16 protein-coding genes and 1 tRNA gene are annotated in these 21332 nt (G+C 44.6%); 14 read left to right on the forward strand and 3 right to left on the reverse strand.

Features of this window, described 5'->3' with window-relative positions; genetic code table 11:
- Positions 1-61 precede the first annotated feature (61 nt).
- The gene (gene ilvD / locus KS4_RS09800; protein WP_145077495.1) at positions 62-1771 is read left to right on the forward strand and encodes a dihydroxy-acid dehydratase; all 1710 of its coding nucleotides are present in this window, start codon (positions 62-64) and stop codon (positions 1769-1771) included.
- A 67-nt stretch (positions 1772-1838) separates the two neighbouring features.
- Positions 1839-1912: transfer RNA gene (locus KS4_RS09805), tRNA-Arg, on the forward strand.
- Positions 1913-2030: 118 nt separating this feature from the next.
- Here the strand turns inward: KS4_RS09805 and KS4_RS09810 are convergent.
- Positions 2031-3827: an N-acetylmuramic acid 6-phosphate etherase family protein gene (locus KS4_RS09810; protein WP_145077497.1), complete on the reverse strand. Its 1797-nt coding sequence runs from the start codon at positions 3825-3827 to the stop codon at positions 2031-2033.
- 305 nt (positions 3828-4132) lie between these two features.
- Positions 4133-5662: a TIGR01212 family radical SAM protein gene (locus tag KS4_RS09815; protein ID WP_145077499.1), complete on the reverse strand. Its 1530-nt coding sequence runs from the start codon at positions 5660-5662 to the stop codon at positions 4133-4135.
- A gap of 325 nt (positions 5663-5987) precedes the next feature.
- Here KS4_RS09815 and KS4_RS09820 point away from each other — a divergent pair, with 325 nt between their 5' ends.
- From KS4_RS09820 to KS4_RS09870, 11 genes are all read left to right on the forward strand, one after another.
- Positions 5988-6638: a sugar transferase gene (locus KS4_RS09820; RefSeq protein WP_145077501.1), complete on the forward strand. Its 651-nt coding sequence runs from the start codon at positions 5988-5990 to the stop codon at positions 6636-6638.
- 22 nt (positions 6639-6660) lie between these two features.
- The gene (locus KS4_RS09825) at positions 6661-7425 is read left to right on the forward strand and encodes a polysaccharide biosynthesis/export family protein (RefSeq protein WP_200761134.1); all 765 of its coding nucleotides are present in this window, start codon (positions 6661-6663) and stop codon (positions 7423-7425) included.
- Between the two features lie 20 nt (positions 7426-7445).
- Positions 7446-9152, forward strand: a complete 1707-nt coding sequence (locus tag KS4_RS09830) for a GumC family protein (protein ID WP_145077505.1) — start codon at positions 7446-7448, stop codon at positions 9150-9152.
- 10 nt (positions 9153-9162) lie between these two features.
- The gene (locus tag KS4_RS09835; protein WP_145077506.1) at positions 9163-10041 is read left to right on the forward strand and encodes an ExeA family protein; all 879 of its coding nucleotides are present in this window, start codon (positions 9163-9165) and stop codon (positions 10039-10041) included.
- On the forward strand, positions 10041-10985 hold the full coding sequence (locus tag KS4_RS09840) for a CpsD/CapB family tyrosine-protein kinase (protein WP_145077508.1): 945 nt from the start codon (positions 10041-10043) through the stop codon (positions 10983-10985). Before KS4_RS09835 ends, KS4_RS09840 begins: the two co-directional genes overlap by 1 nt.
- Positions 10986-11129: 144 nt before the next feature.
- The gene (locus KS4_RS09845) at positions 11130-11666 is read left to right on the forward strand and encodes a hypothetical protein (protein ID WP_145077510.1); all 537 of its coding nucleotides are present in this window, start codon (positions 11130-11132) and stop codon (positions 11664-11666) included.
- Positions 11667-11820: 154 nt separating this feature from the next.
- The gene (locus tag KS4_RS09850; RefSeq protein WP_145077512.1) at positions 11821-12414 is read left to right on the forward strand and encodes a hypothetical protein; all 594 of its coding nucleotides are present in this window, start codon (positions 11821-11823) and stop codon (positions 12412-12414) included.
- A 51-nt stretch (positions 12415-12465) separates the two neighbouring features.
- A complete protein-coding gene (locus KS4_RS09855) occupies positions 12466-13833 on the forward strand; it encodes a hypothetical protein (protein WP_145077514.1) in 1368 nt (455 codons plus the stop codon).
- Between the two features lie 93 nt (positions 13834-13926).
- Positions 13927-15030 carry a PhoH family protein gene (locus KS4_RS09860; protein ID WP_200761135.1) on the forward strand — a complete coding sequence of 368 codons (1104 nt, stop codon included), beginning with the start codon at positions 13927-13929 and terminating at the stop codon, positions 15028-15030.
- A gap of 184 nt (positions 15031-15214) precedes the next feature.
- Entirely contained in the window at positions 15215-17608 is a 2394-nt protein-coding gene (locus tag KS4_RS09865; RefSeq protein WP_145077516.1) for an HD family phosphohydrolase, read from the forward strand.
- 110 nt (positions 17609-17718) lie between these two features.
- On the forward strand, positions 17719-18294 hold the full coding sequence (locus KS4_RS09870; protein ID WP_145077518.1) for a hypothetical protein: 576 nt from the start codon (positions 17719-17721) through the stop codon (positions 18292-18294).
- A gap of 17 nt (positions 18295-18311) precedes the next feature.
- Here KS4_RS09870 and KS4_RS09875 read toward each other — a convergent pair whose 3' ends face one another.
- Positions 18312-19634, reverse strand: coding sequence for an ADP-ribosylglycohydrolase family protein (locus KS4_RS09875; RefSeq protein WP_145077520.1), 1323 nt, complete (start codon positions 19632-19634; stop codon positions 18312-18314).
- A 479-nt stretch (positions 19635-20113) separates the two neighbouring features.
- Between KS4_RS09875 and KS4_RS09880 the strand changes: the two genes are divergently transcribed.
- The gene (locus KS4_RS09880; protein WP_145077522.1) at positions 20114-21328 is read left to right on the forward strand and encodes a hypothetical protein; all 1215 of its coding nucleotides are present in this window, start codon (positions 20114-20116) and stop codon (positions 21326-21328) included.
- The last annotated feature ends 4 nt before the right edge of the window (positions 21329-21332 follow it).

Genomic DNA, 21332 nt, shown 5'->3' on the forward strand with positions numbered 1-21332 from the left:
GATTGACGGATGTGGAGGTGGGTTTTTTGACGGCGGGGCGAGCAGAATGAAGGATGAAGTTATGACAGAACAACTCAACAAATATTCAGCAACAATCACACAACCTGCGTCACAAGGCGCAAGTCAAGCAATGCTATATGCAACAGGTTTGACTGAAGAAGATATGAACAAGCCCCAGGTAGGTATTGGGAGCATGTGGTACGAGGGGAATCCTTGCAACATGCACTTGCGTGACTTGTCGTCACTCGTCAGCGATAGTGTAAAAGAAGCTGGCATGGTGAGTATGCAGTTCAACACGATTGGTGTGTCGGATGGCATCTCAATGGGTACTAATGGGATGTGCTACTCACTGCAAAGCCGCGAACTTATTGCGGATTCTGTTGAGACGATCATGGGCGCTCAATGGTACGACGCGTTAGTCACCCTGCCCGGTTGCGATAAGAATATGCCGGCATGTGTGATGGCGCTTGCCCGACTCAATCGTCCGGGGCTGATGATCTACGGGGGAACGATTAAAGCAGGTAGCGCGGTGATCCGCGGCAAGGAAGAGAAGCTGGATATTGTTTCGGCTTTCCAAGCTTATGGTCAGGCGCTTGCGGGCGTGATTACCGAAGATGAACGCAAAACTATTATCCGCAATGCTTGCCCGGGACCGGGAGCATGCGGCGGGATGTATACGGCAAATACGATGGCTTCGTTTATTGAATGCCTTGGTTTGTCGCTACCTGCATCATCATGTGTGCCTGCTGTTGATCAACAGAAACGTGATGAATGCTTGAACATCGGACAAGTGGTTTACAGATTGCTTGAGACAGATCTTAAGCCCAAAGACATCGTGACGAGACAGTCGTTCCTAAATGCGATGCGGTTGGTGATCATTACGGGTGGTTCAACAAATGCGGTGCTGCACTCGATTGCGATGGCACGAGCATTTGATATTGAATTGACCATCGAAGACTGGGCGAAGATGTCGAAGGAAACGCCGATGTTGGCTGACATGAAGCCAAGCGGCCGGTTTGTGATGGAAGAATTGAATGAAGTTGGCGGCACACCGGGCCTCGTGAAACTGCTGATCCAGAGGGGTTTGATGGATGGCGAGCAGAAAACGATCACTGGAAAAACGTTATGGGAAAATGTGAAGGATCTGCCTGACTTCCCAGAGTACGGTGAGGGCGAAGGCAAGCAGTTGGTGATCAAACCGTTTGAGGATCCGATCAAGGAAGATGGCCACATTCAGATTATGCGTGGCAATCTGACGCCGGGCGGTTGCGTTGGCAAAATCACGGGCAAAGAAGGTACGAGCTTTGTCGGCACAGCTAACGTGTTTGATTGTGAAGAAGATATGTTACACGCTTTGGAAGATGGAAAAATCCAGAAGGGTGACGTGATCATCATCCGATACGAAGGGCCTAAGGGTGGGCCGGGTATGCCAGAAATGCTGACACCAACGAGTGCAGTTGCTGGTGCTGGGCTTATTAAGGACGTTGCATTACTGACTGATGGTAGGTTCAGTGGTGGCTCTCATGGTTTCATTGTGGGTCATATTACACCTGAAGCGATTGAAGGTGGACCGATTGCATTGGTTAAAACAGGTGACAAAGTGACCATCGATACCATTGCTGGCGAAATCAATATGGATGTAAGTGATGATGAATTAGAAGCACGTCGCAAAGCATGGATGAAGCCAGAATACAAGGTTAAGCGTGGTGTGTTGCATAAGTACATCAAGCTTGTGAAGGACGCTTCGACTGGCTGCGTGACTGACGAATAAGGTGTTTTTCACATGTGATGTGTTATTCGCATGGTGATACAGAAACACTTATAATGCTGATCATAAAGGGTCCGTAGCTCAATTGGATAGAGCACCGGTCTTCGGAACCGACGGTTGGAGGTTCGAGTCCTCCCGGGCCCGTATAAAACCTCGCAAGCAATGCTTGTGAGGTTTTTTCATGTACAAGTTGAATGAAGAATGAGGAAATAAAAAAAGCCTCGTTTAATACGAGGCTTTGGAGATTGAATATTCGGGTGTTTTATGATGTTGACTGAACAGCAAGGCCATACTTATTGATGGCAAACTCAACGGGCGATACGACACGGTGATCGGTACGCTCGATTTCAGCAACTGCTTCTAATGCTTCGAAAACACGCTCACATGCAGTCGCATAGTCCGTGTCGGTAAGCTCTGCGATAAGACGCGTGCTTCGATCGACCAACTTCTTATTTGACGCTTGAACACACGTCATCCAGTTACTTGTGACACGTCCAGCGAGAGCCATGGTTGCCGTCGAGACCGTGTTCATAACAATTTTGATGGCAACGCGTTTCCAAAGATTGAGTGGAGATTGCGGCGTTTTCGTTTTGATATAGAAGTATTTACTAACAGCATCACCCAGATCAATTGGCGATTCACCGATGCTGATAATGCCAGTCTCTTTATATTGAGCGGCCATTTTGTTGAAGCCATCAAGGAAGCCTTCGTTCTTGATGTAGCTTTCTTCACAATCTGCCGTCACCATTACAAAAGCATTTGCTTCAGTTTCGGTACGAGATGGCGTATCTTCAATTCCGATCTGGAATTTGTAAAGTTCATCGCAATCGAGCTTGGGTGGATTTGCGGTGATATGCTCAGGTGCATTAATACTGGCATAAACATCTGAGGTCCAGTTAAGGCAGCGTGGATTGCGGCCTAACAAACGGAACCACGTATCTTTGGTCGAAAGCATTGTGTGCTTTACGAAAGCCCAAGAGACTGCAGATTCATTATCATCACATTTACGGAAAGGTGGCAACGAGAATGTCGGGGCCCGTTCGGTGGTGTCTGTGAGAATATCGATAAGGAATCTGTTAGAAGCGTATGTAACACGCCCAGATGCAGCGTAAATATCGTTTTCGAATTCAACGAAATCACAGAGATTTTTCAGATTGTCATCACTATTAAATTGATGAAGGAGATTGCGGAATATATCAGCTCCTTCTGCAATCATTGGTTCGACAATACCCAAACCTGCAAGTTGTTCTTTTGAAATATGATCACTGAGATATTTATAGAGTGCGGCTTCAAGCGCAGAACCCACGATCATCAATTCAGATGTTGTGGCTTGCATACGTGTTGAGCCGGCGATGGCCATAGGACCTGTTGCGAGATCAAGGCATGTTATGTCTGGTGACTCAATAACTTCACGCGACCTTTTCACATGCTTACAAAGTACATCTGAAAGATTGTTATAGACGAAGAATACGTTTGCACCAACGTCTACACCCTGCCAAGCGGTACCAATGACAAATGATGTTTCCCCGCCTTCAGTGATTGCGACGACAACATCGTCTTCAGCAACTCCCACACCTTTGATTTGATGACGACCAAAATCTGGGAAATCTTCAAAACCTTCAATAGATTTAATCAAAGCATAGTCGCCGCCAGCCATCACGCTGAAGGTGATGTCTTCACGGTTAGGCAATGCGTTATTTGCCTTATGCAGCTTGCTTCCGAAATCTTGCCAGAACGTGCGCCACATTGAATCTAGTTGAATGCTAAGACGACCTGTCGCACCACAACCGGTAAAAATGATTTTTTTACCTTCGGTGATAGCCTTATACATCGCCGATTTAAGCTGGTTAAATTCAGTACTTACAAGCAGTTTATCTACCATTGGCGGAAGATCATCCTCAACTGAGAGGAGTTGTTTCATCCCTGAGGTGATGTCGGCTTGCAGGTTCATACTTAGGCCGATGGTTTTCGCATGTGGCTGCTCTGTATGCAGCGCCCCGAGATGAAACGCGGTTTCATGAGCGACAAAATGTGCGGCTTGCTCTTGGACTGATGGCATCGATGAGACCTCAATTGGGTAACAGCATGGCAACCTAGCGCAGGTTTGCTACGGAGTATTAGACCGATCGGTTATAATTATATAACAATATGGATATTTATTCTAGTTTTAATTGTTAGGGGATTATTGAACCGCACCAAATGCTTTTAAAATGGTATTTTATAAGGACAACCGGTAACATTAAATTTTTCACATACATGGTTATATAAGGGCAAAAATGGTAATTTGTACTCAAATCTGAAGTATTTCGCTTGCATGCAACATGAAATATATGACAGACAAAGTTGCCTAAATCGCCTTTTTGATCAAATGACATGCATATTTTTGCCTTCCCTGATCATTTCTTCACGACTTTGCAGAATCCGTCTATGAGGTAGACACAAATTTGGGTCTCGATACGGCTCAATCTTATATTTTGGTGCAATAGCTTTTTGTGGCTCACTGAATAAGCCGCGTTTAATTTGACGAGCAATGAACCCATAAATGCCATCAAATTGGATAGGTGTGATTTCAAAACCCAGACTTGCGAATGTGGATAATACGGCTTTGTCACGTGTCGGCACAACGCAGAAGCCGCTGGACGCCAAACGCTGAACAACACGATGTATAAAGTCTTTCGTGTAGCGCGTTACATCGTGCGAAACCGCGTTCGTGTTCCATACCGCAACATCATATTGCGATGTATGATCCAAATTAATTGACGTCCATCGAGGATCACCAAATACAGGCCTTAGATGCTGATCGGCGTTACGTACTCGCAATAAATCAACTTGCGATTTTGCATCATCCCAGACTGCCCAGGCAATCGGTTTGATTTGAGCGAACCATTGAAACGCGTCTGCGTGACAACTTCCTATCATCAAACCTTGCTTCCCAGCACATATATCCGATTGAACTGCACCCTCGCCAGGTACATCTATATGACATAAATCACCTTGCTTAACGCCACGTCTTTCCATTTGCGTCATAATCCACTCTATAAATTGGCCTTTACTGATATCCCAACGCGGTGCGATTAAATCAGAATCATTTGAATCAGTCAGCAATCGCAAAATTGGGCGATTGGATGGCGTACGACGCAGGAAATCAATGACATGCTCGCCATATTCAAAAGGATGCATAACCTGAATATGACCTTGTTTATAATCTTGCTCAAAACGTGTGTTTTTCAGAATATGCAAATTATGTAGCTTAATCGCATCAATGCTTGATTGAGCCAAACGTACTGCAGTCTGATTTATCATATGAGCATCTTCACCAGGTAATCCAAGAATAACATGTGCAGCGACACGAATACCTCTGGCTTTGAGTTGATCAATCATAGCTAATGATGACGCCCAATCGTGTCCACGGTTGATCTGCTTTAATGTGCTATCATGAGTCGTTTGCACGCCTAATTCGACCCATACATCCAAGGTATGATTGAGTTCCGCTAGGTAATCTAGAACTTTTGGTGAGAGACAATCTGGCCGTGTCCCAATGAAAATCGCCTCAAAAGGAAATTTATTGAGCACATAATTGTAAGAGTGCTTTTGCATTTCTAGTGATGCAAAAGTCGTTGTATATGCTTGAAAATATGCAACAAAACCCTCTGCCCCATATCGCTCAGAAGCAAAAGCGATTGATTTTCGGATTTGCTCATCGATTGTATCAAGCCCCAAAGTTTGCTTTGCTCTTGAGCCGTCAACTGGACAAAATGCACAGCCACCGCTGCCGTCAGCGTTACGATTGGGACAGCCAAAGCCTAAATCTATAGGTACTCTATAAAGAACCTTGCCGTAACGTGAGTGTAGGTAACTCCTAAAATCAAGATATGGTTTTTCTGTTATTGCCATATTAACCTGCCAGTCCAAAAGTACTGCTTAGTGCCTAGCGATTATACCGCCTCTCTTAGACCGATAAAAAGTGCAATGCAAGGCACGGCTTTACTAACACTTTCTTAAATCTCCTCGAAATAGCAATCGCAATAAATGGCATTCATTTTATGTTACTACTAAATGATCCGCCTCCTATACCGTCCGATAGTTACATATCTAATATCCGGATCAATCGAAAAGTATGTGTTATTCGGCACAAATGGTACAGGATGCTTAAGTGTTATATCTAACGCGACGATAGCACTTCAGTAAGCTGATTTACAGCTTGAGGAATACTTTTAGGATGAAAGATCTACAAACACAATCCAATCTCAAATCCGTACCATCAACAGGTGCCATACAACGAGTGTTGTTGTACCGAATAGGTAAACGAATCATTGATATTAGTGGTTCATTGGCTCTGTTGTTAATGTTCATGCCAATCCTGATTGGCTGCGGCATATGGATTAAAAGTAGAGACGGGGGATCAATCTTTTACAAACAATGGCGGGTTGGCCGCAATGGTTGGTTATTTCGGATCTATAAATTCAGGACCATGAGTTTAAATGCTGAATCTAAAGGTATTCAATTAGCCAAAAACAACGATCCACGTGTTCTTCGCGGATGTCATTGGATGCGAAAAAGTCATATAGATGAATTACCACAGTTAATTAATATTCTTTTCGGAAATATGAGTCTTGTTGGACCACGACCGGAAAGACCCGAGATATTTGAAGAGTTGCGAGGTGATCTGCCAAGTTTTTCTAGGCGATTAGCAGCTAAACCGGGCTTGACCGGCCTAGCTCAAGTGCTCAATGGCTATTCGAACGATCTCACCGGTATGAGAATGAAGCTTGCATACGACTTGCAGTATTTACGAAAGCGTTCTGTTTTAGGTGATTTGAAGCTAATCTTCTTAACAATACCAAAGTTTTGGGATAACACAGCTTGCTAATCACATGGAAAGAGAGAATCAGATGAGATTCTATTCAATCAAAAAACTCGTTCACAGCAAAATGCTACATATCGCTTGTAGTATAGCATTGGCTGGGGGTTGCGCAGCTCCACAATATACTGATTACAATGCGTTTATTAACGATCCCATGCAATTGGTATCGTCAGAAGAATATCGTGTTGCCCCACCAGATACGATTGCCATTTCCTCAAAACGAGTCAGAGAAGTTTCAAATCTTCGAGAGCAGATACGTCCTGATGGCAGGATCAATCTTCCATTACTTGGAAGCATCTTTGTTGCAGGTAAAACATGCGAAGAACTCAGCGTAGAATTGTCTTCGCTTGCTCGCGAGTACTATGAAGATGCAGATATTACTGTGCATGTAATAGGCTTTGCAAGCAAGAAGATATTCATTTTCGGTGAAGTGTCTGGGCCAGGTTCATATTCATATAACGGTACAAACACTGTTTTGAATATGCTTGCAAAATCGCAGCCAACACGCCTTGCAGATCCTACAAGGATACAGGTACTGAGGCCAGATGCCGACGGAAACATGCGTAAGCGCATGACCGTTGACTTAAACAAAATGGTCAAAGAAGGCGACACATCACTCAACGCTCTTCTTGAAGAAGGTGATGTCATTTACGTTCCGCCAAATCCATTAGCATCAGTAGGTTTAGCATTCCAACAATTACTCTTACCGCTTCAGCCAGCTGCTTCAACAGTTAAAGGGCCGTCTGATATTTATAATAGTACACAAACAAGTGTATACGGTAACAACCAATAATTTTACGACTGGTAAGTCACATGAATGAACGTCAAGAACAATCAAATACTATCCTGGAGGCATGGGATATCCTACTCCAGTATCGTTGGCGATTTATCCTGCCCGCCTTCATTATTATGTCGGGTGTGCTGGTCGTAGGATTCGTAATCCCACGCAAATACAAGGCAATTGCTCAGTTTGAACGGCGCACTGACATGGTTATGACCGAAATCGGGACCAAAGGTGCAACACGTTCATTCCAGGATCCCAAGAGTATTCTCACAGAGGAGCTCAAAGGGCAACCAGCAATAGATGAGTTATTTAAATCTATTGATCCGAAACTACCTAAGCTGGGTATACCAAATAGCAGTAGTGATATGTCTATGCTACGTGGCAATGTCATTAAAAAAGTGAATGTCAGATGGGATATCTCGACAAATACTATTGATCGAGTACGCGTTGACTACGTGGACAATAATCCTCAACTAGCAACGCTAGTCGTTAACACATTGATCGAGAACTACATCAAACGTTCTAGAGAAATCATGAACGGCCGATTAAATCAAACTGCACAATTCTTTAAAGATGAAGTGGCTGGTAATCGCAAAAAAATTGAAGAATATGAGAACAATGTTCTCGAATTTGAAATCAAATACAGTGAGCTTTTACCTGAAAATCCAAATAACATTCAAACTAAGATAACGACTTTACAAGAGACATTAACCGAGCTCATCAGTGAACGAGAAGCCGCTAGAGCTCTCACCAAAGCTTTAAAACAATCTATTGATACAGAGCCGGAAATCATTCCTTCTACAATTCTCGGACAAAATCCTGAGTATACACAGCTATTAGACAAACAAAGAAAACTGCGTGACCAATATACTGAGTTCACAAGTACATTAAAGATGAAGTCGCGACACCCAGATATGATCGCGCTGAAAACTGAATTAGCCGCTATCAAAGAGCAACTCAATACGACACCATCTGAGATAGTTATTGAGAGACAAACACAAAATAATCCCAAGCTTTCTGAGTTGGAAATCCGTCTTACGACCGCTCAAGGTGAATATGAGGCGCTAGCTGGCCACACAGCAGCAATGGAAGATCAGTTGAAGGGACTCCAGCTAGAAGCAAACAAAATCTATGAAGTCCGCAGTGCATATCGCAAGCTGCAGAGGCAAGTCATTGAGACTGAACGACAAATCACTTTTTGGGAAGACAATCTACGCCGTGTCGAAATGGCGTTAGCAGCTGAATCTGGGAATAAAGGTATTCAATTGATGTTCCTGAAACCAGCGTCAATTGTAAGCAAACCGGTTTCCCCAAATTGGCTACAGTTGATAATCGCTGCCGTAGGCATGGGTATATTCTGCGGTGCACTAAATGTGTTCGTTTCGCATCGTACAAACGACTCGTTTAATGACGGTGAACAAGCATCCAGCTTTTGCGACCTACAGCTCTTTGGCGCAGTCAGCGAAATTATCTCAACACAACAACGCAAGGTCCGAAAGATACGGAATATAATCCTTTATCCGACCAACGCAATTATTATGGGATCGATCTTACTATCACTGTCTACGCTACTGTATCTTGATCTGGAGAAGCCTGATCTTTTCAAAGATTTAATGCATCAAGCAAATCAATATACAGCACCACAAAAAGCCATAGCAGATGACTCGAAGAGGCTCAATGGACAATCAAATGTACAAGCTACAACACATGACCTTACTGGGGATACCAAGGAGTAGTTAGTCTATAATGTACCTCAACCGATACCAACTTCATACACCCCCATTCGAGAATATCCCGGACCCTCGCTTCTTCTTCGCAAGCGAACAACATCGGGAAGCACTCGCGGCTGTGGAATACACCATACGCATGCGAAAGGGGATAGTGCTGGTAACCGGTGACATCGGTACGGGTAAGACGACTGTTGGGCGTGCCATGCTAGAGCAATTTGCGAGCACTAACACGATCGCTCAAATTCTGCATGGGCATAAAACCGGAACCGAGCTAATACTTCACATTGTCCGATCATTAAATATTGAAGTTGAGCGCAAGTACGACCACGCTTCATTGCTCGAATCACTTAATCACTATTTAGCACAGCGTGTGGCAAATGGGAAACCTGTCGTACTATTTATTGATGAAGCACAAACACTATCCAATGAGGCATTAGAAGAAATACGATTACTTAGTAATTTCGACACCAATACCGAAAAATTACTTCAATTAATTTTGATTGGCCAACCCGAGCTAAGAGATCGTATCGCTACAGATAATTTAAGTGCATTACGTCAGCGTATCGTTTTAGCCAAAGAACTATATCCAATGAGTTTCAATGATATGACTGGCTATATTGATCACCGCATTAGCGTTGCGAGCACAAATCCAACCAGCCCTGTCGTATCGTTTGAAAACGATTCGTTTAGGCATATCTTCCAGTTCACGCACGGAATACCTCGACTTATCAACGTGATCTGCGACAACGCACTTCTACTAGGATTAGTAAAAGATCGTGACATTATTACGCCAAGCATGGTTCAGCAAGTACTGTGCGATATGGTACCAACCATTGGCCAATTAGATGACCTCAATCATCAACCCACAAAATACAAACTGGCAGGGAATCAATAATGGGTTACATATTCGATGCTCTAAAAAGAAACAAACAACCTGAAGACAAGCTATTGGCCTCAGAAGACACAACGGCCAGGCCTTCAGATGAAACTTGCCATGAGATCAACATCGATGATGTCGAAACTCTTTCAGCTTGCCGTGATGACCTTGAAGAAGCTGTTGCTGCTGAGGCGTTCACCGCTTCAGATAATCTCATCATTGAAGCCACGCCTGAGTGGATCAATTGTGTCGATGATCGGCTGATTGCTTTACGCGAACCAGGTGCAGTTATGTCTGAAGAGTACCGTTCAATCAGAACATCTCTATTAGCCAGATGGAATCATGAAAAACATCTTGTGCACACAATCACAAGCGCAACACCCCAAGAAGGCAAAACGATTACATCGTTAAACCTTGGATTGAGTTTTGCAGAACTACACAATCGTAAAGTGATTGTGATTGAAGCCGATTTGCGTCTGCCCACTTTTGAAAAGCTACTTCACTTAGGTACAAAGCGTGGGCTAGTTGGCTATCTACGCGGTGAATATGAGCTGGACGAAATTGTTCATGAATTATCACCAAATGGCCTCTTTGTCATACCAGCTGGTGGAAGAGCCAATAATGATTCTGTACAGATGCTCAGCAGCAAACGTATGCAAAATTTACTTGAGCATTTACGTACTTCATTCGATCACGTAATCATCGATACGCCACCTGTAATCGAACTCGCTGACGCTGGCATCCTTGGCTCACAAAGTGACGATGTTATTTTGATTGCTCGAATGAGCAGAACCCCTCGAGCATTAATTGACCAAGCAAAGAAAGTACTCTCAAGCTATAACGCGCCTGTTTCCGGCATGATTGCAACCGATCAAAAGAGATCTCGCCACAAACATTATTACTATCGCTATGGCTACGGATATCGTTACCACAACAGATATTACACCAAGCAAGCAGCCTAATTTTTTGCTACAAGCTGTACCAACTTCTATTTGAAAGTGAGTTATTTATGACTGAATCTTTTACTGCAGAAGTAGCACAGCGGGGCGGATGGGGAGAAATTCGCCCGATTGATTGAACTCTCATTGAATAGGATTCATTTTAATATGACGTTGAATCAATCAAGCAATATTTTTGTTGATGCTTATCATCAAGATCGCCAAGGAATTATCATGGTGTGTGAGTGTATTCCTGACGATCTTGGTGATGCACAACAAAAATATATTTGGAATATCATCGACCGCATACATTTCGAATGTGAAATACATTTATTGATCACTGCAAGCTCGGCACTCAATCTCATCCAGTGGCAACGTTTGAACAATCTGGCTAGCACACTTCATATTTTGCCACGATTCACATTATCCAAGTTAGCACATATAAAAGCAGCTATTGCCAATTACGATCAAGACGACAACATGGTTTATTGCCAGAATACGAAAATCAACAAATACTTAATACGGTCTTTCAATTTCCAGGTCCTGTATGATCCGTCCGACCATCAAAATAGACCAGAAATTCAATCAGAATCTATACTGGCTTCTATTCAAACCCATCTGAACGACCGTGCTACAGATACAACTTTCAAAGAAGACCATATGTATTTGCCAGACTGCAACGTACCACTTCATCAAGCAGCTTAACGTCACTGAATAAGTCAATACATTGCCATCACTCAGCAATCGCTAGTATGATGTAGACATGATTGCACCGGACACAATCCATCGATATCGAAAGCTTGCCATCTCCGCAACGATGTTTATTGTTTTCAGCATCTCTTGCCTAGGGGCCTTTTTGATGGCTCGTGACGATCAATCCGTCAAATCGAGCGATAAAAACACCCAATCTTCGCTATTTAAAAATAATACGAATCAAATTATTTTGCAGCCAACAAATAGCACCCCTGTATCGCTATCGATACCAGGACATTGGGGTGAACTGAAGAAATTGACCAGTTTCTGGCGAAAAGCTTTCCAATCCTCTGACGTTTGGACGTTTATTGATCCGGAATCACCTCAGCTACAGCTCTGCGTAGCATCTATTAAACTCAACAAAAAAGAGCCCCCACAAAAATTGATAGAACAGATCGCGAAAAAGATCTTTTCCATAACAATGCCCGTCAAAATAAACAGCTACAGAACTGTGGAAACACAAAATCGTGATGGCTACAAGGGTCTGACAATCCTGACTGAGGGTGATACGAAAGCTGATAGTCAACAAGATATCCAACTACAGTGGATTTCTGTGATCACAAAAAACCAAACCGATTATTGGGTTATATACATGACCAATGCGGTGAAAAATGAGCTCAAGTTCCCAGCTTTTGCGACTGACAACCAAATCATGTCAGGCATACTCTCTAATTTCCACGAATATGAGTCAAAATCGTAGAAATTGAATGCCTTCAATCATCCTAAGTACACATTGATACGTATATACAGCATGCATAAAGCACTATTTTCAATCAAGAACGATCTGCTTTTCTTACTGATCACCTTATTGATTTCTGGCGTGATCTTCACCCCACGATCAGTCTTCTCACAAGATGCCGTCACCTCATTTGAGCACAACCAGCGTTGGCAGGAATATGCGTACGGACTTTCGTTAGCACCACCACCTGATACGATCCAGCTAAATAATACGAGTGATGGCTCACTCGTTAAATACACTCGTTCCGGGGATTTTTTAATCTCGGTCAAAATCCTGACTCCCCCCAAAGCCGTTGAATTAGCTGATATTGCGATTACAGCAGATCTAAAATTTATGTTCGCCTACCCTTCTGCAGTCCCCACGCAAGATACTCTCTTGAAGCTTGGCGGCAAAGTGGAAGCTCTCCAGCGATACCTTTACGTACCAGACAAGGAAAAAGGCGATTGGGTATTCGGTCAAACTTTCATCAAAATTGATCCAATGACGTTTGCTATGATCGATTTTGAATGCAAAGCATCCGACTTCGATACATATACCTCAGTTTACAATCAAGTTTGCGATTCTATCCAGCTTACCTCTCCTGACGAGCTAGAAAACTATCGTTCAGACCTAATTGAAAATGGCTTGGCTTTACGAGAGCGTATCGATTACGCCACACTGTCTAAATCATTACTCTCCGAAACTGAAAACAAAGAGCAATGGTTTCGATTAATCAAGAACAATCAAGACATCGGCCACATGCGCATCAAAAAGAAGCTTGAAGAGCAGCTAGGCCAACTGGGAATACGTATTGAGATCAATGCACACGCAGAATTACCATCGCAAACTGTTGACACCAAGCAAGATTACTTCGAATCATTAGACCGTCAGTTTGAAGTTTGGTCATTTCGAAAAACTATCAGTCATCCCAACCAGGGTATCGAAGTTACAATACGGCAAAAAGAGAAAGAACGTCTACCTGATACCACCAGCACAGCCATGACCGGCACACGATTTGGCGAAAACCTAACCGTCACAATTGACAAAGACTCAAAAGAAAACATGCTTGAGTGGAAAGTGCCTCTCGATAAATACCTCTCCGAGGTAGAACGTATCTTAGTTTTTGCCAATCTACCACTGACACAGAAACAAGATTTCGCGTTCTATGGCTTCAATCAAAATAAAGAAAAACTTGCACTAATGATTGGAAAAATCTATCCATCTGAAGATGCAAATAATCAATATTGGCTTGAAGTTATGCCCGGTCTTGATGCCAGCCCCGTTCTCTCATGCTATGATGATAAAGGCAATCTGCTCCAACAAGAACGACCTGATGGCCTAGTGATCATCCCTGCTCCTGTTGAATACATAAAGCTTCTTCACGATCAAAAAGCAAAATAATCTATTCCGCCATTTTTTCCTTCAAATACGCTAGAATATTCAGCGGATTATGTACCTAATCTCACGCTTGATTTGAGGCAAAGGAAACTCGTCGTGGAATTGAATATCACATTACCAGACCCTACTTACCAAATTCCAGTGATGGGGATATCTGACCGAAATCTAAAGATCATCCGTGAGTCTTTAAGTATCAATATCACTGCGCGTGATAACACGATTCGCATGACGGGCGATTCTGAGCCCGTTGGCAGAGGAGCCCACGTATTAGATAAGCTCATCGAAGCCGCTAAACATGGCAAGCCCATGTCACGTGAAGACCTACTTGATACGATCGCGACAGCTTCACGTCATCGCCATAGTCACGCCACAAGCGCATCTGAACCGATTGCAGCTACGCCATCCAAGCACCACATCAAACGTTCTTCATCGGATCAATTAGATGTCTACCTTCGTGGCAGGAGCATACGCGCAGCAACCGATGGCCAAAAGACATATATGGATGCCATCCTAAATCATGACCTCACATTCTGTGTTGGCCCCGCAGGAACGGGCAAAACCTACCTCGCTGTTGCCGCTGCTGTCTCCATGCTCAAGCACGGTGAAGTCCGCAAGCTAGTCCTGGTACGACCCGCAGTTGAGGCTGGTGAAAAACTTGGTTTTCTACCCGGCACGATGCAGGACAAAGTCAACCCCTACCTGCGTCCCCTGCTTGATGCACTACATGACATGATGGAATTTGATCACATCGAGCGTTTCATGGCCTGTGATTTGATTGAAATTATCCCACTTGCATTCATGCGCGGCCGCACACTCAATGACGCTTTGGTCATCCTTGATGAAGCACAAAACACGACCAAACCTCAAATGATGATGTTCCTTACCCGTTTAGGTCATGGTTCGAAAATGATCATTACAGGCGATACATCTCAAATCGACCTTGAAAAGCCAAACGATTCGGGCCTCATTGACGCCATTCGCCGCCTAAGACGCGTTAAAGGCGTTGCTCAAGTCGCACTTCAACCCACCGACATCGTTCGCCACTCACTTGTCCAAAGAATTGTTCGTGCTTATGGCCAACAAAAGCCAAAGAAATCGGATCTAAACTTCATTGAGGACGAGGATTACGACAATATCAGCACTGATGATAATTTCACCCCAAATCAGACTGATACTAGCCAAAGTGACTTTTCGCAGTAAAATCTATACGAACTTTGCTATCGCACGGGGTCCAACCCCCTAAAGCTCAAGTAAGCAATTTACAGCTTTATAGGACCAGCAAGTAACCCGTGCATATAACCGATGACCATTCAGTAGGCTATATAATAAAGCCTCTGTAACTTCGGTTACTGTACACACCCAATGGAGTCGCCTTCAGGCAACTATGGCCAACGGTAAATCATCAACTGCTCGCAGGCGAGAAGTACGTCGTAATATTGGCAAGCAGAAATCTAGTTTTTCTAGATGGGCTGAAATGATCGACCGCAAAGATTTATTCTGGGCCTCAATCTTCATCATCATCATGACGCTTCTTGGCGGTTTCATTACCATTCAATCTGTCGAGCATCCCAATTACGAAGTCGGCCAACTCATCACTCGCCCCATTGTCACACGCGTTTCCTTTGAAGCCGAGAACAAAGAGCAAACCGAAGCCGCAAGACAAGCCGCCCGCAATCAATCTCTCAACATCTACACCCCAAACATCGCCTATCTAGACAAGCTAAGCAACCAATTCAACAAGCTCATTCAGTACGCACAAAACGATCAAAAAATAGCGGACATCCCTCAAGCTGAGCGTATCATCAATGGGCAGGAAATACCCATCACTGACGAAACGATACAGACCCTCAGAAAAGAGTATGTCAACAATAACAGTGAGATTAGCCAAAACTGGTACAACGATATCGATAACTTCCTAAGACGATTCTTTGGAAGTGTTCCGATTATTCGTCCCAATCGCTATCAGGCGGAGCTCGGCTCAATTCGGCTTCAAAATCTACCCGGCCCAAACGGCCGATTGCCTTCCGCTAATGACGAACGCAATACACGTACATTCTTTGATCTGTCTAACCAGCAGCTCATTCAAGAAGAACTCCGTGAACTCGTCTCTCGTTTCGACAAGAATATCCAACCCATTCTCATCTCATACATACTTGCCGACAATGAGCCGAACTACTTAATCAATCATCAACTCTCTGCCGATCGCAAGAACGCTGCTGCCGCCGCAATTCCACCTATTAGTGATCCTTACGACGCTAATCTCGTGCTGGTGCCTGCAGGCCAAATCCTGACCGACAAGCAAATATCGCTTATCAAACAAGAGCAAGCAGCCTTCCTCGGCACATACCCTCGAGATGAACTCGATTCCTTCACACCTCAGCAACTTGAAGCTATCAACAACCGCATAACCACCATCACCGTTACACGGCTTGGTATATACGGCATGTTTTTCCTCATCACGACTTGCATCTGGATTTACATCTATACCTACAACCGCCGCATAGTAACCAACCCAATGCGAGGCATCGCACTAACAACCATCCTCATCACATGCCAATTCGTTGCTGTCTTCACCACCCACCTATGGCCTAATAGCCTCTACTTCACAGCAACATTCCCCGTCATCCTCGCCACCATTATCGTCTCAATCGTATACGACCAACGCTTTGCACTCGCAATGGGTTCCGCACTCACCGCAGCCATCATGCTCTCACTCAACCTCGCAATATCAGTAGGTCTCATTATTTTTGCAGGCATCGGCATCTGCGCTGCAATGCTCCCTAGTGTTTCAACACGCTCAACGATCGTCAAAGTTGGTACCATCGCCGGCGTCGTAATGGCTGCCGCTACCATTATTGTTGGCCTCGCCACACAACCGCTTTATCTCAGCGGTGAATATACAGCAATCTTCATCGCATCCGCCTACGCTCTCACGTCCGGCATGATCGTCGGTATGTGCGTACAAGGCTCATTACCATTCATTGAGACTGTGTTCCACGTAACCACTGCCATGACACTTCGAGAACTCAATGATGCGTCCAAGCCGCTCCTCCAGCGTCTTGCCCAAGAAGCACCCGGAACATACCAACACTCACTACGCATCGCCGATATGGCCGAAGCCGCAGCAGAAGCAATCCATGCTGATCCCCTGCTCTGCCGTGTAGGTGCCATGTACCACGACATAGGCAAAATCAATAAGCCCATGTATTTCATTGAGAACCAAGGTGGTGGCCCCAACCGTCACGCCAAACTCTCGCCCGCCATGTCACTCCTCATCATCGTCGGACACGTCAAAGATGGCATCGAAATGGCTCGCGAATATGCACTCCCAAAACCATTGCGCCACTTCATAGAATCTCACCACGGCACAACACTCGTTGAGTACTTCTACCACGCGGCGAAAAAGCAATCGGAAGCTGAAGACGAAGTCGCCCCTTCCGAATTCGAATTCCGTTACCCTGGCCCAAAACCACAAACCAAAGAAGCAGCCATCCTACTTCTTTGCGATGGTCTTGAAGCAGCTGCTCGCACACTTCCAGAGCCGACTCCCGTTCGCCTCGAACAACTGGTTTCCAATATCGCAAACAAACGTCTCATGGATAGCCAATTCTCCGAATGTAACCTTACCCTCTCTGAACTCAATAAGATCGAGCAGGCCATCGTCAAGACCCTCTGTGCTATCTATCATGCACGCATCAAATACCCAACCGACAAGCCGCAGCAAGAAACAACAGATGACGCCGCCAACACATCACAAGCCAGAACGGGCTCCGCATAACCAACCGAAATCGCTTCTCCCTGCATAGATCAGCTAAGATACTCCCCCAATCTACCTCATCATTTTTGCCATCCACGTGACTTCTAAATTTTGCTTGCCAATAATTGACCATGAAACTTAGTAAGCAGCTTAAAGTGCGTCCTGTCATCGCAAATAATCATCACATTTGGCTCAACCTCGCCCAATCTTACGAAGCAGAACTTTCACCCTATACCAGCAAACTACCAGACCTGAACGGCCTCTTTCAATTAGACTCTGATATCAACAATCAAAACGACGGATATCTCCTCTATCAAGGCATGACACCAATCGGCTTCAGTATCGTTACAAAAACCAACGCAAGTAATTTCGATATCCGTGAATTCTATGTCTGCCCCTACGCACGCAACCGTAACATTGGTAAATGGTTTGCGCATACATTATTCGACATGTATTCAGGTAATTGGCACGTCAAACAAATCGATGGCTACGATAAAGCAACCTTGTTCTGGCAATCTGTGATCCGTGAGTACACCGGTAACAATTACTCACAACACAAACTCTCAGACGCATACTGGGGCCGTGTCATTGAACAACGCTTTGAAAATCCATCACACGACGCTGATTCACATTCATTAGATCAGAGCCAAAAAGATCGTAGGCTCTCTATCCCGCGCTGGTCGCCGCATGACCTTCCTCGTCGCTAATAACAAGCTTATCACAATCAAGACGACTGATGATATGCCCACACTTTTTCGGCTTGAGTCATAAACCGCGCATGAACATCTTTGATACTGAAACTTTCAATCCCATTAAAATAACTCTGAATTGTATCGCCAAATGGCTCAGTCCAATGCGCCGGTATCCCATCCTTACCGACAACCGCACCAATCAAACTCCCCACTGTCGCCGCAGTACAATCATTATCCATACCCATCGCTACCGTCTGGCTAATCGCTTTCGTAATATCCAATCCACCTAAAGCAATTCCAAATACAACCAAACACGCATTGTTAATCGCATGGACAATATTCATATCCTTAAATTGCGCCTCAACACGATCTCGTGCATCTTGATAATCCGTCACATCATCCGCAACACTTAATGCCCATCGAATCGCATCTGCAAATCGACTTTTCGCCGGTATCTCCTGCAACCCTATCTCAATCGCTCTCAATGGGCAGTCCAACGTAAATGCTGCAGCAATAGCAGCACTAAACATCATCTCACCATACACACCATTCCGCCTATGACTAACCACTGCATCACGGTACGCCATCTCAGCCGCAACCTCCGGCCACCCCGCCGACATATACCCCCATCCATCTGACCTAATCCATGCACCAATCCATTCAACATACGGATTATTCACTTCACCAATCTTCTCAACATCAACACCCGCTCGGTAATTCTCAAGGGCCCGTTCCTCAGCCGTGTACGCAATGGGAATTAACTCATCCCACATCGCCACAACATCTGCAGTACCAAAGCACGGACCAAAACGTTCAACAACCATCAATCCCATCAATGTATAGGCAATATCATCATCTACAGGCACACCGCACATGCGATCTCTTGTGTAATCAATAAAACGGTTTTTCGTATATCGCAACACATCACCATTCGTCACATACTGCCAATAATCCATCGGCGGCCATTCATCACCACCAATCTCCGCCAACCCTTTCATTCGATCAATCTCTAGCAGCTCAACCGCAGCACCCAACGTACAACCCGCAAAACGACCCATCATTGCCCCCATCAATCGATCATCGAAATCCGCAATATCAGCCAACCGTGCAACCAACCTTCGGTCTCCTTCCGGCCGCAGCAACTTAATCGCTTCCAGATCATCCGGCTCTTGTGAAGATAACCTGCTACAGATCTCCATTTCCTGAAATTGATCCCTCACATGAGCCATCACCCCGTCAAGTTCACCCATCAATTCATCTACACCCAATCCACCTCCCTGATCCTGCCGTAATTCATACCAATGAATGATCTCTTCAAGCTGCTTCTTCATGTCAGGCGCACCCAAATAACTCATCAAAAACTCCTATCGAAACAAATCCAACCCGACATTCATAGTCAAGCCGTCTTTTGTGATCTCTGAATGTTCTTCATCAATGACTATTGATGCCATCACCTCATCGATTGTCATATTTAAGATACGTCATATCAGGTATGACATACATCATGAAACAATACTTTATTTGTTCCACTCTTGGCATACTAATCCATACATTTTCTCATTATATCGAAGTGCTTTTTTGCCATTTTTCTATCGATCACATCAATATACCGCAATATTTTTATCCAGAATGTGTGTAATTTTCATATATTCCTACCATTACCCTTCCTGATTGCATTTATAAGGTCATTTATATCATATACTTACAATGCACAAGCTATTCACTTGTTTGTGTATTACTATTACTTCCATATAAGATATTGAACTGTTCCATGATTATTATAAAATTACATTAGGTTTTATACGTATTGGCAGTCATCTTCGGATCTATTTCCATGAGACTTACTTACCCGAGCTTCATCCTATGTGCTTGCACGCTGCTGTTTACAGCAGCCGTAAATGCGCAGGTTCCGTCTGGTGCAGACGGGGAACTGAGCAAAGCCTTAGCCTCATCAAAGCCCGGCCAACAAATCAATGCACCCCAATTAAACCTAACCACAACATCAACACCCATCATCGAATTAACACGCACACCGATTGATGGCCCACAATTCCTCCTCTCCGACATGCCCGAGTACTTCCACATCGGTAACGGCATCGCAATGCAAGAGCGCGTCAGCGCAGGTACTGTCCGCCTCTACACATACCATGTCCCAACGCCTGCATCACCCAAAAAGAAAATTTCAGCCGTCATCGAAAACCTCGGCAATGAACCGCTTATCTTCAAATTCACTCGCTATGCCTTCCCAACACCTGGCTCTTACTATCAAAAAGTAGCTAAAGAAGGCATGACTGATTTCTTCAAAGCAGCCCCACCTTTCAAGCGTGCAAGAAGACTCAAGCCCGGTGAACGCATGGTCATCGACCCGCAAATGGATAAGTACATCACCAAGAAAGATGACCTCGTCCACGCTTGGCATGAATTCACAATCTCCCAAGGCGCACGCATTACCGTCTTCCAAGCCGATCCCGAAGACAACCCACTAACCGTCATCGACACACTCCCCAAGCTTCCCCGCCAATTCAAAGACCATCCTCGCTCAGGCGCTGGCAGAGGCCTCTTCAAGCAAGCTGACTACCTTGTCACACCAGCAGAAAAAGATCATGTTTACGACACTGCTGATGGCATCAAGCAACTCATCCTCGCCGATGGTAAACGTGACACATGGATGACCGGCTATGACCATATCGCAGACCTGCCTACAACAAACAAAGGCAACTACGGTGCTATCTATAACATCAAAATAAACTGGAAAAGTTCTGACAAGCGTAATCTCGCCCTTATCGCCTACACCCCAGAAGGGACTGGCAAATGGTGTCAAAACCGCGCCATGGTTCTCAAAGTCAACCACGGCTCCCAACGCGGCGGAACAATCCAAATCCCAAGCAAAAACATCACATGGAAACAATTTCCTGAAGTTGTTCTCATCCAGAATTTTGCCCGTAAAGCAAACAAAGAAATCCAAACCATTGAACTCACGTACACACCCCCCGGCGCTAGCTGCCTCCCCATCCCCTTTGTTTTGGTCCCATACGACCCTAACCCGTAATCAA

Source organism: Poriferisphaera corsica, from assembly GCF_007747445.1.
Lineage (GTDB): Bacteria > Planctomycetota > Phycisphaerae > Phycisphaerales > Phycisphaeraceae > Poriferisphaera > Poriferisphaera corsica.

Excerpts from the sequence above, each read along its gene's own strand:
- KS4_RS09840 (WP_145077508.1), top strand. The coding sequence starts at position 10,041 with ATGGGTTACATATTCGATGCTCTAAAAAGAAACAAACAACCTGAAGAC.
- ilvD (WP_145077495.1), top strand. The coding sequence starts at position 62 with ATGACAGAACAACTCAACAAATATTCAGCAACAATCACACAACCTGCG.
- KS4_RS09870 (WP_145077518.1), top strand. The coding sequence starts at position 17,719 with ATGAAACTTAGTAAGCAGCTTAAAGTGCGTCCTGTCATCGCAAATAAT.
- KS4_RS09825 (WP_200761134.1), top strand. The coding sequence starts at position 6,661 with ATGAGATTCTATTCAATCAAAAAACTCGTTCACAGCAAAATGCTACAT.
- KS4_RS09850 (WP_145077512.1), top strand. The coding sequence starts at position 11,821 with ATGGCTCGTGACGATCAATCCGTCAAATCGAGCGATAAAAACACCCAA.
- KS4_RS09810 (WP_145077497.1), bottom strand. The coding sequence starts at position 3,827 with ATGCCATCAGTCCAAGAGCAAGCCGCACATTTTGTCGCTCATGAAACC.
- KS4_RS09855 (WP_145077514.1), top strand. The coding sequence starts at position 12,466 with ATGCATAAAGCACTATTTTCAATCAAGAACGATCTGCTTTTCTTACTG.
- KS4_RS09820 (WP_145077501.1), top strand. The coding sequence starts at position 5,988 with ATGAAAGATCTACAAACACAATCCAATCTCAAATCCGTACCATCAACA.
- KS4_RS09845 (WP_145077510.1), top strand. The coding sequence starts at position 11,130 with ATGACGTTGAATCAATCAAGCAATATTTTTGTTGATGCTTATCATCAA.
- KS4_RS09865 (WP_145077516.1), top strand. The coding sequence starts at position 15,215 with ATGGCCAACGGTAAATCATCAACTGCTCGCAGGCGAGAAGTACGTCGT.
- KS4_RS09880 (WP_145077522.1), top strand. The coding sequence starts at position 20,114 with ATGAGACTTACTTACCCGAGCTTCATCCTATGTGCTTGCACGCTGCTG.
- KS4_RS09835 (WP_145077506.1), top strand. The coding sequence starts at position 9,163 with ATGTACCTCAACCGATACCAACTTCATACACCCCCATTCGAGAATATC.
- KS4_RS09830 (WP_145077505.1), top strand. The coding sequence starts at position 7,446 with ATGAATGAACGTCAAGAACAATCAAATACTATCCTGGAGGCATGGGAT.
- KS4_RS09815 (WP_145077499.1), bottom strand. The coding sequence starts at position 5,662 with ATGGCAATAACAGAAAAACCATATCTTGATTTTAGGAGTTACCTACAC.
- KS4_RS09875 (WP_145077520.1), bottom strand. The coding sequence starts at position 19,634 with ATGAGTTATTTGGGTGCGCCTGACATGAAGAAGCAGCTTGAAGAGATC.